The sequence below is a fragment of the Sutcliffiella sp. NC1 genome (genome assembly GCF_027594365.1).
GTDB lineage: Bacteria > Bacillota > Bacilli > Bacillales > Bacillaceae_I > Sutcliffiella > Sutcliffiella cohnii.
In genome coordinates, this window is sequence record NZ_CP115153.1 from 2083128 (window position 1) to 2097995 (window position 14868).

The following is a 14868-nucleotide window of genomic DNA, read 5'->3' on the forward strand; positions in this document are numbered from 1 at the left end:
TTGAAAAAAATAATCATGTTGGTAGGCCTTTTGGTATTTTTATTTTCGCCGCTTTCTGTTTTAGCTTCTGTAGACAAAAGTGAGAAATTACGAGCCTTCTTGGATGAAGCAGTTGACCAATATAGTATTCCAGGAGCATCTTTAGCGATAATTGAAAATGGGGAAATTATTTTTGAAAATAATTGGGGAGCGTTAAGTGACGGTTCAACGATTACAGGTGATACGCCTTTTTTAATTGGATCGATTAGTAAACCAATTACCGCTTTGGCAACAATGATGTTAGTGGAAGAAGGGAAAATAGATCTTGAAGAACCGATCGAGACGTACCTTCCTTCTTTTACATATAAATCGGAAAGTCCGATAACTGTTCGCCACTTGCTCAATCAAACTAGTGGAATTAGTGCAGCTGATGGGTTTGAAATAACAGACCGTGCGTCAGCCGATTGGACAATCTCGGAAGCTATTAATCAATTAAGTGGAGTAGAATTAGTTTCCGAGCCAGGAGAAGTTTATAAATATAACTCTGCAAACTACACGTTGCTTGGAGGTATTATCGAAGCGGTATCGAACGAAACATTTTCGAAGTATATACAGGACCATATTTTCTCTCCACTTCAGATGGACGATGCAGCAGCAGACTATGAACGTGCCGTACAAAAAGGGCTTGTACCTGGTTATGCATCATGGTGGGGAAATCCATTGAAAAGTGATAGCTTATATGACCATGCAGGAGCTCCATATGGGTATATGTCTGCGAGTACGAATGATTTAGTAAACTTCCTTCAATTCATGATGGATGGTGGAGACCTTTTATCGGAAGAAAGTTTAGCCCTCTTAACAACACATCCTGGTGAAGTAGGGAAATATGGCCTAGGGTGGCATTTTTCCAAAACAGAGCATTTCCCCTTTCACGGGGGTTCCACACCTCATTTTAGAGGTGAACTGTTCTTCCTCCCAGAGCAAGGGATAGGAGCTGTATTGCTTACGAACAAACACCATATTATGGAAGACGGAAATGTTTATTATATTATGGATGGCATCCGTTCTATTTTAAACGGTGAAGAGCCCAACCTACCAGCACCGAGTTACCTAGTACAATGGGTCTTGTTAGGAATTTTACTAGTAATCTTACTATTTACAATCAGTCATATTATAAAACTATTTCGCACAAAGAATCCGAATAAAAAGTTAGCATACACTGTAGGAAGTATTTCAATTGTTTTAGCTGCAGTCCTCATTCCTTTATTTGGCTTATTCATTGGAACTCCGTGGAGAACTATTAAACTTTTTGCACCTGACATTGCATTTCTCACTCATTGTGTTGTTGGGGTGTTAGGAGTATATGGAGTTGCTGCGGTGATTTTGATAAGTGTAAAGAGTAGAAAGCAAGTTTAATAGGAAAATAAAAGTCGTTAATCTGTAAAAAAAGGATTAACGCTTTTTTTGTGGAAGTTAATATTTGGGAATATAAAGAGGAAGGAGTGGCAAGAGATGATTTATCTCTTTTTTACCATTATAACAGTTACGCTCATTTCAATAGAATTGCAGTTAAGAAAAGCAAACCAACAAAACGCAGAAATAATGGAGTTGTTAAAAGAGAAAAATGAAAGATAGTACCTTGCAAGTTTCTATATGAAAGGAAGAAGAAAAATGAAAAAGGTTGTAGCATTGACGGGAATAGTATTAGTTGTTCTAATCGTAATTGTTTATATAAATAAACTATATTATCCATCTCTTCCGATAGATGGTGTATCGGCTAAAGAAGTTATTAATAAACTACAAAAATCGGACAGTAAATTTGTACAAATTGCAGAAAAGGATAATCTAGTATGGTATATAACACCTACTGAGAACCAGGGCATTTTAGTTGCAGATGAACGAATCATAAAGTTTCTGGAGTCTAGCGGCTGGATTTTTAAAGAAAAAGAAGGTAGTGGTTTGTTTTTTGAACAAGATGGTGAAAGAAAAATCGTAACTACTGAAATGTGGACTGGAAAATATGTGCTCGTTAAAGTTCCAAAATAAACATAAAGTAATATTTCACTAGTGTCAGAGACGCGTTCTTCTTAATCATTCAATGCCCCTAACTTAAAGAATATCCTTATTTTGGATAGTAGTGTAAAAATTGGGTAAGATAACAAGGATATTTTTAAGGAGGTTATTATTTTGGCTGAGAATAAAGAGAACAATGTCTCAAACGATGATCAAAATCGTGAAACGTTAACAACACGCCAAGGGCACCCAGTGTTTGATAATCAGAACATACGAACTATTGGAGACCGTGGTCCAGCAACACTCGAGAATTATCATTTTATTGAAAAAATATCCCATTTCGATCGTGAAGAAGTGCCAGAGCGAGTGGTGCACGCGCGGGGAACTGGAGCGTTTGGCTATTTTGAAACGTACGGAAAAGTTGGCGATGAACCAGTTGAAAAGTATACTCGTGCTAAAGTATTTTCAGGAGCGGGAAAGAAAACACCATTAATGGTTCGCTTTTCAACAGTAGCTGGTGCGAAAGATTCACCTGAAACGGCAAGAGATCCACGTGGCTTTGCTGTGAAAATGTACACGGAGGATGGCAACTGGGATTTAGTCGGGAACAATCTTAAAATCTTCTTTATCCGCGATGCGATGAAGTTCCCTGATATGATTCACGCGTTTAAAGCTGACCCTGTTTCGAACGTGCCAAACCCGCAACGGATGTTTGATTTCGTTTCCAAGACACCTGAAGCTACACATATGATTACGTTCCTTTTCTCACCGTGGGGAATTCCTGCTACATACCGTCATATGCAAGGGTCTGGGGTTAACACTTATAAATGGGTCAATGCGGAGGGCGAGGCAGTCCTAGTTAAATATCATTGGGAACCGAAGCAAGGTATTCGCAATTTAACGCAAGAAGAGGCAGAGGCGATTCAAGCGAAAAACGTTGGTCATGCAACACAAGACTTGTTTGAAGCAATTGAGCGCGGTGAGTATCCGGAATGGGAATTGTTTGTACAAATCATGGAGGATGATTACCATCCTGAACTCGATTTTGACCCACTTGATGATACGAAACTTTGGCCAGAGGATAAGTTTCCGTGGTTACCAGTAGGACGGATGGTATTAGATCGTAATCCAAAAGATTTTCATGCAGAAATCGAACAAGCAGCTTTTGGTACAGGTGTTCTTGTAGATGGAATGGATTTTTCGGATGATAAAATGCTGCAAGGTCGTACTTTTTCCTATTCCGATACGCAGCGATATCGCGTTGGTGCGAACTACTTACAATTACCTGTGAACGCGCCTAAAACAGAGGTACATACGAATCAACAACGTGGGCAAATGGATCAACGTAGTCCAGAAGAATTTGGTGAAAATCCACATATTAACTATGAACCATCGATGCTTGGTGGCCTTAAGGAAGCAGATACAACGGGTCGTGCTCCACACCGACCAACGTATAATGCTGCGGCGATGACGGCACCAATTGATCGTCCTAATAACTATGGGCAAGCAGGTCATACGTACCGTAGTTTAGAGGATTGGGAGCGAGACGAGCTTATTAAAAACTTATCAGATGCTTTAGCGGTTTGTGACAAAAAAATTCAAGATGCGATGATTGAGCATTTCACAAAAGCAGATGAGGAGTATGGGCGTCGCGTTCAAGAAGGTATTGCGAAGAAAATGAAAGAATTAGAAGCGATGCATAAAGAAGAACTTGTTCCTGGTCGTGAAGCAGGGCATACGAAATTTGGTCAAGGCACATTAGATGCAAACGAAGCTACAAAAGATGCTGTAAAGAAAAGTCACGAAGCAGATCCATATTAATAAATTTATAAAAAAGGCTATCCAGATAGGGTGAGAACATCTGGTAGCCTCTTTTTATTATTAATTAGCTCTTTTATCCGTATCATTAAATGTAATTAACAATTTTTTCACTTCTAACATAATTTCATCTACATTTTTATAGGAATCCTCGGATCTGAATAGCTTTCGAATTAGTCGTTTTGTATCATCACGTATTTCTAATTCTTGCTCCCAACACCGCTCCTTTTTAGAAGCAGGCTCAAACGTAGAGTATAGTAAAAATAAGAGAAAGTGACCTAACGATTCAAAATCTTTTGTGACAGCACTTTCCTTGTTATGAACTGCAAGTCCAAAATCAATGATGTACAGACGATTTCCGTCCTTAATAATATTCGGAAGCCGTAAGTCTTGATGGACGATTCGTTTAGAGTGAATGTATTTTACGATGTTTAATACTTGTAAAAGTAAGGATAAACTTTCTTGCTCATTATACTTTTGGTCATCACTTAATACGAGGTCTTCGAAATTTTTTCCTTTTATATATTCCATCACAAGATAGGACCTTTTCTTCTCGGTAAAAATATCGATAAATTTAGGTATGGAAGAGTGTTGAAGAGATGCCAGAATTTCTGCTTCTTTAACAAACATATTCCTACTATTCTTTTTCCATCTAACTCTATTCTGCTTTACTACGACTATATTTTCTCTCTTTTGATCAAGGGCTAAATAAGTTAAGCCGTAACTACCTTGACCGATGAATTCTTTTAAAATGTAACGTTCATGTAGTAGTGTACCGTTTTTTAATTTTCTATTTAGCATTACACTCAACTACTACTGTATGATTTGAAGAAAGATTTGCGCTTCTTTTTATAGTATTTATGGCCGTAATGATAGCCTTTCTTATGGTCGCCACTACTTGAATAACGCTTGTAGCCTGATTTACTTTTAAGTACTTTTTTTAATATTTTTTTTAACATGTTCGTTCCTCTTTTCTAATAGAATAAAAAAAACACTCTACCAGATGGTAAAGTGCATAGAAAAAGACCTTTACCATGGAGGCAAAGGTCTTGCTAACAACATTGGTTGCCAAATAAGCCGAGGAGCACAACTCCTGTAATGACGACTTCATTTGTAAAAGCTACTCCCCTTTGGAGTGTTTAATTGTATAATTATAGTATCAAGTGGCAAAGGTTTTTTCAAGAAAAATGAATTGGATAAGTTGTAAAAACCATGGAAGAGAACCGTTTATTTAACGATTATTGCGGTATATACATACTATAAACTACATGAAGTGTGCTGAAGAAAAAAGGAGGAGATAGAGTGGACGTATTGAAGGCAATTAGAACACGAAGAAGCTTTGGTCTTGTAAAGGATGAAAAAATAGATAGAGAGATAATAGAACAAATATTAGAAGCTGGAACTTGGGCTCCATGTCATTATCGAACAGAACCGTGGCGTTTTTTTGTTCTAGAAGGAGAAGGAAGAAAGAAACTTGGTGAGGTATTAGAGCAAATAGCAAAAAATAATGGTGAAGAGGATGAAATAAAGCTAGAGAAAACAAGAGCAAAACCATTACGAGCACCACTAATTATTACAGTAGCTGTAGAACCAAGTGATCACCCGGAAGCTCTCCATTTAGAAGAAATCGGTGCTGTATATGCAGCAATCCAAAATATGTTGTTAGCGGCGCATAGCTTAGGATTAGCAAGTATTTGGAGAACAGGGAAACCGACTTATGATCCTTTAATGAAACAATTTTTCGGTTTGTCGGAAGATGGAGAAGTCCTAGGCTTTCTTTATATTGGTTATCCAAAACGTTACATGCCTGATGGAAAGAGAAAGTCATTTGAAGACGTGACGAAGTGGATAAATTAAATATAAGAGGAACAGAAAAGACAGAAACATAAAAACAGGGCCAACTATATTTAGTTAGCCCTTGTTTTGTTTATGATTTTAATAGATTAAACTTTTTTCTTCCCAATTCCGTCATACGGTGCCACTTTCTAAGGAGGTTGTTGTACTTGGGGATTTTTTTATAATTATCAGGAGCTTCAATAGGATCATTCATGCCATTCACTATTAACGTTAATTTGAATCGTCGGTCAGGTTCATCGATATAGTAGGAGCCAATTTTAAAGATGTCAGCTTTGGAAAAAAGGTCATGCAGGCGTAGGTTGAGTTGGCGAAACGTCTCCATATCCACATCTCTTGTATAGCCAATATTTATAATGAGTTGTTTTCCATCGAAAAAATCTTCTGGTAAATATGGTGTCGTGATTAAATATTTCAATGGTTGATCTAACGAATCACCTTCAACCGTATGTATAAATAATGGTCCTTCGTATTGGTTAACAAATGATTTAATATCGTGTAAGTCAATATTCATATCACCTGTTTTGTCAATCAGTTGCAAAAGAGAGTCGATTGTGTAGTCTTCGATAGAATTAAAAATCATTAATGCATCACGAATAGGTGTACTACTGTCGATCATGTTCATTAAAGAATCACTATGAAAATACATAACTGCATCACAAAGTTCTTTCATTCTAAAATATTGGCACGCAGCTGTATGAGTTCGTTTTTTTCCTTCAAACGCAAACGGAAAGCGGAATACACCAATGAGTAATTTGTCTTTCTCTTTTAAAGAATGTAGATGGTTCACTAATTCTTCTGTCTCACTCGCGTTACCGCCAATAAATCGTACAAAGGATAAATGATCGGATTCGAGGATCGTTTCAACAGGCTTGTCCAATGAAAAAGAGTCACGCTGACAAATTCTTTCAATAGTTTGCATAATACCTTCTCCTATATCGATTTTTTTCCATTATATAAAAATCACGGAGAAAATAATGTCATATGCTGTTATAAAAAACAACTATTTTTGTAGAAAGGTTGAAATGTTCTAAAATATACTTATATTTCAATTCGCGAACAATAAAAAAGCGATATATAAAAGAATAAAAACCTTCCTTTACATAACGCTTCACGATTAATTGTCTTCTTCTTTGTTCGGTGTACCTTCTTTTACATAATGGTAAGAGTTCCAAGTATCTACATCTCGTAGCTTAAACGTAGCATCTTTAAACGATAAAAGCTCCATCGTTATCGTGCGAAATTCGTTATTATCATGTTCGAAAATAAGAATACTGTCAAGAAACTCATACTTCCACGTTCCTGTCATGTCTGTTTCCGGATATTCATCTTTCCCATAACCAGCGTAACTTCCATCTGCTTCTAAAACGACAGAAATATTAAATGAACCATCTTCATTATAATAGCCCCATTTACCAATAAGCTCTTTTCCGTCTTCGGATACGTTAAGCAAAACGCTGTCACGATCAATGCCTTCATGTTGATCTAAACTCTTTAAATCAGCAGTTGTAATCGTTCCATCATTACCTACAGGTCTATCGTACGTTATAGCCAATAATGCGCTGGCACGATTGAGCCATTTTTCACCAAGTGCTGCGTGTTCGTGAATTAGAGAAAAAGTGGAAAAGTCTTTTTTATCTAGTATTCTTTTAAATCCATCTAAAAACAGTTGGAACTCGTCCATACTTTTCTTGTATGCCTCATCTGCCTTTTCATAAGAAGCAGGGGGAACGAATGCAATAATTTCGTTCGCTATGTTTTGTAAGTTTTCATAATCTTTATAGAAACGTTCGACGTCTTGTTGATCTACTGTCTGTTTTTCACTTAAAGATTGAAGCATCTCTGTAAGTGCAGTATAAAAATCAGTTGCTTTCGAATCTACAGCAACCTCGTATTCTGATTCAGACATTGGATCCATTTTTATCACTACCTTTTCTCCCACTTCGTCGTTATTGACTCCATCTTTAGCAGCATCTAATTGCTGACATGCTATTAAAGAAAAACTAACAATGGTTAAAGTGAGCAAAGAAAGTATCTTTTTACTGACTGCCATGTAATACCTCCTGAAACTATTGTAATAAATATCCATTCTATTATAGAGGAAGAAAATCATTTATTCGTGAGTAAAATGGATTATTTTGGTTTTTGGAGTAGGGAAAAAGGCATAGTGAAAAAGTCTGTTCAGGCGGAACAGACTTACAACCATCAGTTATTTCTTTAATGTCGTAACATCGGAATGGCTACGCTGTTTTCATCTTTTAATGAAAAATGTACTTCTTTCTGCTTATTAATGGAAGCAAAAAAGACTTTATGAAGCTCGTGTACTCCATGATTGGCCAACTGCTGTCTTAACCAAGCTTCGTCTAATTGGAATTCAGCTAAAACGTCTCTATATACAGTTCCTTCCATAATAACAGGAAGTGCTAGCGTAGAAGTAGGCTTTTGGATGTTCATATCTTCACGAGTAACTGTGTTTTTTTCAGGCTTTTTAAGAACGCTTAATGCCCCGTTTGGCTCAATAATCGCCGTTTCCACTTCGTTAATGTCAAAAACATCTTTTTCTCGAAGCATTTGCAATATGTTATCCATTGAATAGCGCTCTTTTTTCATATGTTTGTCGATAAACTTCCCATCTTGAATGACGATAGTTGGCTCAAAGGTTAGCAATCTCCCTACTTTTCGATTTGCAATTTTCCACCGTGCGATGAGACGCTGGAAAATTGCAACCGTAACAATAGCGATCGCAGTCGGGAGATGGTGAATGCTAGGATCGGCAATATCTGCACCAACGATAGCACCTAATATAACAATAATTAGGAAGTCAAATATCGGAAGCTCTCCAATCGCTCGCTTTCCCATAAACAACGTCATGAGTAATAGAAGAGGTAGAATGGTAATAATACGTCCGAAAATTAATAGTTGCTCCTGTAAAAATTCCAAAATAAAGTGCTCCCTTCCACGATAGATATGTAGCTTGAGTTCATTAATAACCCATTTTTGCCATATGGAAGGGGAACGATACTTTTCAAAGGGCATTATCTATTTAATTATTTAATTATATTCACTTTGCAACAACCCCATATGAACTATGTCATGCCATTGTCCATTTCTAAATAGAGCTTGTCGGCTAACACCTTCTTGTTGGAAGCCAATTTTTTGGTATAAGCTAATTGCTTTTTCGTTAAAGGAAAACACGCGTAACGAAACACGGTGTAAATTCAGTTCAAGGAAGGCATAGTCCAGTAATAGCTTTAACGCTTCCTTTCCATATCCATGCCCCCAATACTCTTTATCCCCAATATCAATAATACATTCCGCATTTCTGTTCTTTAGGTCGATGTTGATGAGAGAGGTGATACCAATCGCTTTTTCGCTTCTTTTATGGTGAATAATATAGCTTTTCGATGAAGAAGATCCTAAAATTACATTTTCTACAAAACTCTTCGTTTCCTCTAATGAGTACACATCTAACGATGGGTTTGTAGAAATCATGACTTCCATGTTATTTCGCCAAGAGTGGTATAACTCAATATCATCTATACTCATTTTTCTTAAACTAACTCTCTTCGAATTAAACAAAATCTTTTCCTCCTTTTTAAAGACGAATCTATTACACTATGATACCATTAATTGGATAAGTTGGAATGGGTAGTGCTTGCAAACATGAGAGCAAAATCAATATTTATGTTCAAATATATGAAATTTACGAGGGGAGTTCTTTTTATGCACATTAGAAATTCAGCTAAAGCGATAATTATGTCAGATAACAAAGTTTTATTAACGAAAAACGTAGATGATGATGGCTATTTTTATCTGTTTCCTGGTGGGGGTCAGGAGCATGGTGAAACACTTCATGAAACAGTAACGAGAGAGTGCATGGAAGAAATAGGGGAACAAGTGGATGTAGGGAATCTAGTACATATTCGTGAATATATTGGTAAAAATCATGAGTATTCTTCAGTTGATTCAGATTTCCACCAAGTAGAATTTTACTTCGTTTGTACTATTAAACAGGAAGGTTGTACATTGCCAAGTAATCCCGATAGTCATCAAGTGGGGATAGAATGGGTTGCTGTTAACGATTTACAAAATTATAGAATTTACCCAAAGGAATTAACACGATACATGTTGAATCTTTTAATTAATGAAAAATCACCAATTTATTTAGGGGATATTAACTAATAGTGTTCAAGCAAGGAGGAATAAAATTGAACAGTAAAATGTATAAAGTTTGCCTACTAATCTTACTTCTTTTGATAATGGCCGCATGTGGTAAAGGGGAAATAGTAGAAACGATTGAAGTTTTTGTTGTAGAAACTTCCGAAGAAAACGAGGAAGGCATTTACGAAACTACAGGCTATAAAAAGGTGAACGCTATCACTACTACCGAAGAAAGAAAAAACCATATTAAAACCGATATTAAAGCAATCGAAGATTATTACGATACAGAAGGAAACTACATAAAAACTGAAGTGTTTCACTCAAATTTTAAAAGCTCCACTGTCATTGATATAGATAGTGAAATGAATAAAAAAGAAGAACTTAAAACTCCTTCTACTATTTTAATACCGGAAGATAGTTCAACAGATTTTCTATTTAATAATTTGACCGATGAAGAAAAAGAACAAGTGAAAGAGCATGTTTTATCTTTTACAAAAAAGTTATAGGTAATTTAAGCGTTAATCAGTTCCTACGATTAACGCTTTTTTCACGGTTTAAAAATAATTTCAACAAACAATTGAAACAAATGAAAAGGTCACTCGACTTATTAGTAAAGGGGGGGATGGAAGTGAGTAGTGAGTTGGACATTGAAAAGTTGTATGTGCAATATCATAGAGATATTTATCAGTTTGCACTTTATTTCTCCAGCAACAAGCAGGATGCGGAGGATATTACGCAAGAAACGTTTATAAAAGCGATGAAAAATATACATTCATTAAAGGATGCTAGCCGGGCGAAATATTGGCTACTTTCCATTACGAAGTATACCGCAATTGACCATTTGCGTAAAAAGAAATTAAGGTCGTTATTACCTAACGTAATAGAGAAGATTTCTAGACAAGAAAATAATGATTCATTGGATGATGGATTACTTTTAAAGGAGAAATGGGAAGAGATTCAAATGGTGCTTTTGAAAATAAAGCCTCATTATCGTAGTTTATTAATACTACGTGGAATACAAGAATTAACGATAAAAGAGACTGCGGACGTGTTAGGTTGCACAGAATTAAAAGTGCGAGTCGATTTTCACCGTGCTGTGAAAGTGTTAAAAAAGGAATTACACATATTGGAAGGAGGGAGTCCAAATGAACAAGAACGAAAATCCATTTCAAGGAGCTAAACAATTACTTCATCCAATAAAAAATAGACCAGATAACGAACCGAATCGTGAGTTCGTGCACGAGTTACAAAACAAATTAAAACGAGAGCAATCGAAGAAAAAATTAAGGTTACCTCTTGTCCCGGTATTTGCAACTGCATCTGTTCTTCTCATTTTCACGATATTTATTTTATCTTCTAATTTATGGGGAGAAAGTGCCGACCAGGTGGAAAACGTTTATTCAATCTCGGAAAATTCGAAGCTTACATTAGTAGATACGTTTGCTTATGGAAGCGAGGACAATCAAATAGGTCTGTATTATGAAGGAATGAATGAAACATTGCCAGTTACGGTTAGTAGTTTCGACGTAAACAGAGGTACAGTATATATTTTAGATGAAGCAAGATCACAAGTCGTGATAAATAATAGTGATGGGGAAACGACATCATTTCCTATTCAACATAATGAATCGATTACAGGTAGTCTAAAAGATATTTTAGTAACTGAAAACGGAGACATTTATATCCTCGATTCCATTGAAAAACTCGTTTATCAATACAATTCCGACGGCGAATTGAAAGAAACATTTGATTTATCGAAAACTGATTTGTTTTTTCCGGATTCCATCATAGAATTAGAAAACAATGAAATTGCTGTAAGTCAAAGGCAGGAACAGTTTGTTAGTCTAACAACGTTGGATTTAATAGCTAGTGAAGAGGTCCCATTTCATTTTGAACAAGTAAATCGTAAGGAACAAACTTTACAATTAAGAGATGATGAAAAGGGGATAAGCTTATTCTCAAGCTTTGGAATCGGAAATCGGGCCGTTATCGATTTAACAGAAGAACATGTCTTATATTCTCAAACCGTAAATCCACCAATAATGGAATCTATTTCAGAAACCCATTTGTATGCCCTTAATAGAGAGGGAGAAATTGTTGGAGGTATCCGCATACCTGAAGAAAGTTTTATGGAAAAACCAGAATTAGTCCAAAAGTATATTAAAACAGATGGCAGTAGCATCTTTCTCCTTATTCCTGAAAAAGAACATGTTGCTCTTTACGAAGTAACGTTAGGGAAGAATTATGAAAGCTTTGTTGAGGAGCAGTTAGAACAAGTAAATATAGGTTTTGAAATAGAAACGTTCGGCGAACCTTTTCCTGAATTAGAAGAGGAATTGAATATTCTATTTCAAAATGGATTAATAGAGTATGGTAATAAGCAATCACTAAATGGGGTAGCTATCGATGAAAATGGCACGGTCGTGATAGACTTTAAAGATTTCCTAGCACCGAGTCCGGCAAGTGCGCAAGCTCAACATTTATTCGAAGTGTTGAAGTCTGTAACATTCGAGAAATTTTCAAACATAAAACAAATATACTTTCAGTTTGATGGTAGCTTTAGTGCTTGGTGTTACTGGTTAGAAAGTACGGAAGAGCCTTGGAAAAGAACAGATGCGTTACGAGATTCTTTACAAGGTCACCTAACGGAAAAGACTGCTGATGTATTCAAGGATATGGAAAATCTTAACTGGGAAGGGATAGCAACTCACGTTCACGAAGAGAAAGGATTAATCTTTTCGTTCTATGCGAACTTAGGAAGCTACGATAGTTATGAAGTAAAGTTTACGAAATCAGAGGTTGCTAATTTAGGAGAGGATACTAGATCTTATATTTGGGGCGATGGTTTCGATGAAAAATCCTTTGAATATACCCCAAATGATTATGTGAACTCATATCTGCTAAAAGGATATTATTCAAAAGAGGTATTGGATTATTCTGTCATTACTTACAATGAAGCAGCATATGTAAGTGGTGGAATTATAAATACAATTCATGAACATTATCCTGAGGCAATATATGTAGATTATTTTGCTCCTGCTCCAGAGGGGGATGATGATAAGTTTCACCATTGGCAAGCATTACGTTTCGTGTATGAAGAAGTAGAAGGTGAATGGTATTTAATAGCTATTGTTAGAGATGTGTTTAATCCATAGCTTTAGAAAGAGAATGAAAATGCGTTTCTCCTATAAAAGGAAAAACGCATTTTTTGTAGAATTATAGGAGGATAGTATTGAATGATTTTTAAAGGAGAAAAAAGATGACGTTAAACAACTCTGAAGAATATAACGACCCGATTTTGTACGATAAGGAAAATGAAGCATATTTGCCGGAGTTACCCTTACTATTAAAATGGGCAGAAAAGCAGAAAGGGACAATCATTGATATCGCTTGTGGAACAGGAAGAGTCACTATTCCTATCGCAAAAGCGGGCCACAAAGTGATAGGAGTAGACATACATAGTGGAATGTTAGCAGAAGCTCGCAACAAAACTACCAATCTTAATGTTGATATAAATTGGATGGAACAGGACTGTTCTAATCTAAACTTAGGTTTGAAGAGTAATCTCCTATATACAGTTGGGAATTCATTTCAACATTTCCTTACCAATGAGGATCAGGATGGGTTATTGTCTTCCGTAAATAACCATTTAGAAATGAACGGCATTTTCATTTTTGGTACTCGTTTCCCAAGTGCGGAAGAGTTGCTACAACCAACCTCAGAAGAATATTGGCGTTCCTACACGGACAATGAAGCGTTAGTCGATGTGTATACGATCAGCCACTATGATTCGCTTCAGCAAATTCAACACTATACGACGATTCGAAAGTACAAAAACAAAGAAGGACAGATTATTGACGAAAAGAGAACAAACATTAGTTTAAGATACGTATACCCGAAAGAAATGGAAAGAACATTACGTTTGCATGGTTTTGAAATAATAAACGTATATGGTGATTGGAAAGAAACTCCCTTAACGAAAGATAGTCATGAAATGATTTATGTGTGTAAAAAAATTAGATAATCCTCGACTGAAAAAGCTTAAAAGTTTTTTTGTTTCTTGAAACCTTTGTGTAACGAAAGAATGTTAGAGGAGATGGTGTCAATTGTTTACTATTGGTTTTATTGATAATACAGACTTGGCTAATATGTTCATTGTCGTATTTGCTGTTATAAGTTTTTACTATACTCTTACATTTTTTGAAGATTTACGTAAAGAAGATGAACGAGTTATTAAGCAAACTAAGAGGTGGGCTATAATAAACTTTGCTTTAGCAATAATTATCTTAACCTTTAAATAGGTTCAGGGGAGGTACAATGAAAAAGATTATTCTCATTGGCTCTGGAGGAGCGGGAAAATCTACATTGGCAAAACATCTAGGTGAAAAATTAGGAATAAAGGTTTTTCATCTAGATGCATTGTTGTGGAAACCGAATTGGGTTGGTGTTCCGAGAGAGGAACAAATCCAGGTTCAAAATGAATTAGTAAAAAATGAACAATGGATTATTGACGGCAACTACGGTGCGACGATGGATATAAGACTTCAAGCGGCCGATACAATAATTCTGCTCGATTATCATCGAACGATTTGTGTTTACCGTGCTTTTAAAAGAATGGTAAAATACCGTAAAAAAACAAGACCAGATATGGGAGAAGGCTGCGAAGAAAGGATAGATTTTTCATTTATAAAATGGATTTGGAACTATCCAAAAACGAAAAGACCCGAAGTGATAAATAAGCTTAAGCAATTATCAAAAGAGAAAAATGTCATCGTTTTAAAGACACCGAGGGAAACAAGGAAGTTTTTACAAACATTAAAATAAGGTAGTGATAAAAAGCTGTTGATAATTCAACGGCTTTTTATCTTTGATAGGGCTATATCTCAGCATATAATTTACATTTTAGTAAAGTATAACAATTATTAATGAGAAACGTTACGTTTGTCATCGAGCTCGCGACAAAGTTAGTTTTCCTTTACGTTGAATAACAGTCTACAGCTATTCTATCATTATAAATGAGTATTATTTATTTTTTAATGAATG

17 protein-coding genes are annotated in these 14868 nt (G+C 35.9%); 12 read left to right on the top strand and 5 right to left on the bottom strand.

The genetic code is table 11. The features are described from left to right. The 4 genes from O1A01_RS10805 (at position 1) to O1A01_RS10820 (ending at position 3813) form a co-directional block, all read left to right on the top strand. Positions 1-1395, top strand: a complete 1395-nt coding sequence (locus tag O1A01_RS10805) for a serine hydrolase domain-containing protein (protein ID WP_270066245.1) — start codon at positions 1-3, stop codon at positions 1393-1395. A gap of 96 nt (positions 1396-1491) precedes the next feature. After that, positions 1492-1614 carry a hypothetical protein gene (locus tag O1A01_RS10810; protein WP_268874249.1) on the top strand — a complete coding sequence of 41 codons (123 nt, stop codon included), beginning with the start codon at positions 1492-1494 and terminating at the stop codon, positions 1612-1614. Positions 1615-1650: 36 nt separating this feature from the next. Continuing rightward, positions 1651-2025: a hypothetical protein gene (locus O1A01_RS10815; protein ID WP_066411391.1), complete on the top strand. Its 375-nt coding sequence runs from the start codon at positions 1651-1653 to the stop codon at positions 2023-2025. Between the two features lie 141 nt (positions 2026-2166). Next, the gene (locus O1A01_RS10820) at positions 2167-3813 is read left to right on the top strand and encodes a catalase (protein WP_270066246.1); all 1647 of its coding nucleotides are present in this window, start codon (positions 2167-2169) and stop codon (positions 3811-3813) included. Between the two features lie 60 nt (positions 3814-3873). Here the strand turns inward: O1A01_RS10820 and O1A01_RS10825 are convergent, their stop codons facing one another. Beyond that, a complete protein-coding gene (locus O1A01_RS10825; RefSeq protein WP_270066247.1) occupies positions 3874-4611 on the bottom strand; it encodes a serine/threonine protein kinase in 738 nt (245 codons plus the stop codon). Positions 4612-5112: 501 nt separating this feature from the next. On the opposite strand from O1A01_RS10825, the gene O1A01_RS10830 reads away from it, so the two are divergent. Beyond that, on the top strand, positions 5113-5667 hold the full coding sequence (locus tag O1A01_RS10830) for a nitroreductase family protein (RefSeq protein ID WP_066411384.1): 555 nt from the start codon (positions 5113-5115) through the stop codon (positions 5665-5667). A gap of 70 nt (positions 5668-5737) precedes the next feature. Here O1A01_RS10830 and O1A01_RS10835 read toward each other — a convergent pair whose 3' ends face one another. The 4 genes from O1A01_RS10835 to O1A01_RS10850 form a co-directional block, all read right to left on the bottom strand. Continuing rightward, complete coding sequence (locus O1A01_RS10835; protein WP_066411375.1) at positions 5738-6586, bottom strand: FtsZ/tubulin family protein; 849 nt, start codon at positions 6584-6586, stop codon at positions 5738-5740. A gap of 195 nt (positions 6587-6781) precedes the next feature. Beyond that, the gene (locus O1A01_RS10840) at positions 6782-7717 is read right to left on the bottom strand and encodes a DUF3994 domain-containing protein (protein WP_270066248.1); all 936 of its coding nucleotides are present in this window, start codon (positions 7715-7717) and stop codon (positions 6782-6784) included. 164 nt (positions 7718-7881) lie between these two features. Further along, positions 7882-8607: a DUF421 domain-containing protein gene (locus O1A01_RS10845; RefSeq protein ID WP_066411669.1), complete on the bottom strand. Its 726-nt coding sequence runs from the start codon at positions 8605-8607 to the stop codon at positions 7882-7884. A gap of 108 nt (positions 8608-8715) precedes the next feature. Beyond that, entirely contained in the window at positions 8716-9246 is a 531-nt protein-coding gene (locus tag O1A01_RS10850; RefSeq protein ID WP_066411372.1) for a GNAT family N-acetyltransferase, read from the bottom strand. 141 nt (positions 9247-9387) lie between these two features. Between O1A01_RS10850 and O1A01_RS10855 the strand changes: the two genes are divergently transcribed. The 7 genes from O1A01_RS10855 (at position 9388) to O1A01_RS10885 (ending at position 14649) form a co-directional block, all read left to right on the top strand. Continuing rightward, positions 9388-9846, top strand: a complete 459-nt coding sequence (locus O1A01_RS10855) for an NUDIX domain-containing protein (RefSeq protein WP_066411369.1) — start codon at positions 9388-9390, stop codon at positions 9844-9846. Positions 9847-9872: 26 nt separating this feature from the next. Next, positions 9873-10331 (top strand): hypothetical protein, encoded by a 459-nt coding sequence (locus tag O1A01_RS10860; protein ID WP_235858040.1) that lies wholly within the window; start codon positions 9873-9875, stop codon positions 10329-10331. Positions 10332-10453: 122 nt separating this feature from the next. After that, positions 10454-11005, top strand: a complete 552-nt coding sequence (locus tag O1A01_RS10865; RefSeq protein ID WP_270066249.1) for an RNA polymerase sigma factor — start codon at positions 10454-10456, stop codon at positions 11003-11005. After that, positions 10971-12980 carry a hypothetical protein gene (locus tag O1A01_RS10870; protein ID WP_270066250.1) on the top strand — a complete coding sequence of 670 codons (2010 nt, stop codon included), beginning with the start codon at positions 10971-10973 and terminating at the stop codon, positions 12978-12980. Before O1A01_RS10865 ends, O1A01_RS10870 begins: the two co-directional genes overlap by 35 nt. Positions 12981-13084: 104 nt before the next feature. Next, positions 13085-13849, top strand: coding sequence for a class I SAM-dependent methyltransferase (locus O1A01_RS10875; RefSeq protein ID WP_270066251.1), 765 nt, complete (start codon positions 13085-13087; stop codon positions 13847-13849). A gap of 82 nt (positions 13850-13931) precedes the next feature. Next, positions 13932-14126 carry a hypothetical protein gene (locus O1A01_RS10880; RefSeq protein ID WP_066411357.1) on the top strand — a complete coding sequence of 65 codons (195 nt, stop codon included), beginning with the start codon at positions 13932-13934 and terminating at the stop codon, positions 14124-14126. 16 nt (positions 14127-14142) lie between these two features. Then, positions 14143-14649 carry a DNA topology modulation protein gene (locus O1A01_RS10885; protein ID WP_270066252.1) on the top strand — a complete coding sequence of 169 codons (507 nt, stop codon included), beginning with the start codon at positions 14143-14145 and terminating at the stop codon, positions 14647-14649. Positions 14650-14868 lie beyond the last annotated feature (219 nt).

Bases quoted from the DNA above. Each gene is read 5' to 3' on its own strand.
- O1A01_RS10810 (WP_268874249.1), top strand. From the start codon at position 1,492: ATGATTTATCTCTTTTTTACCATTATAACAGTTACGCTCATTTCAATA.
- O1A01_RS10815 (WP_066411391.1), top strand. From the start codon at position 1,651: ATGAAAAAGGTTGTAGCATTGACGGGAATAGTATTAGTTGTTCTAATC.
- O1A01_RS10825 (WP_270066247.1), bottom strand. From the start codon at position 4,611: ATGCTAAATAGAAAATTAAAAAACGGTACACTACTACATGAACGTTAC.
- O1A01_RS10835 (WP_066411375.1), bottom strand. From the start codon at position 6,586: ATGCAAACTATTGAAAGAATTTGTCAGCGTGACTCTTTTTCATTGGAC.
- O1A01_RS10840 (WP_270066248.1), bottom strand. From the start codon at position 7,717: ATGGCAGTCAGTAAAAAGATACTTTCTTTGCTCACTTTAACCATTGTT.
- O1A01_RS10855 (WP_066411369.1), top strand. From the start codon at position 9,388: ATGCACATTAGAAATTCAGCTAAAGCGATAATTATGTCAGATAACAAA.
- O1A01_RS10870 (WP_270066250.1), top strand. From the start codon at position 10,971: ATGAACAAGAACGAAAATCCATTTCAAGGAGCTAAACAATTACTTCAT.
- O1A01_RS10875 (WP_270066251.1), top strand. From the start codon at position 13,085: ATGACGTTAAACAACTCTGAAGAATATAACGACCCGATTTTGTACGAT.
- O1A01_RS10885 (WP_270066252.1), top strand. From the start codon at position 14,143: ATGAAAAAGATTATTCTCATTGGCTCTGGAGGAGCGGGAAAATCTACA.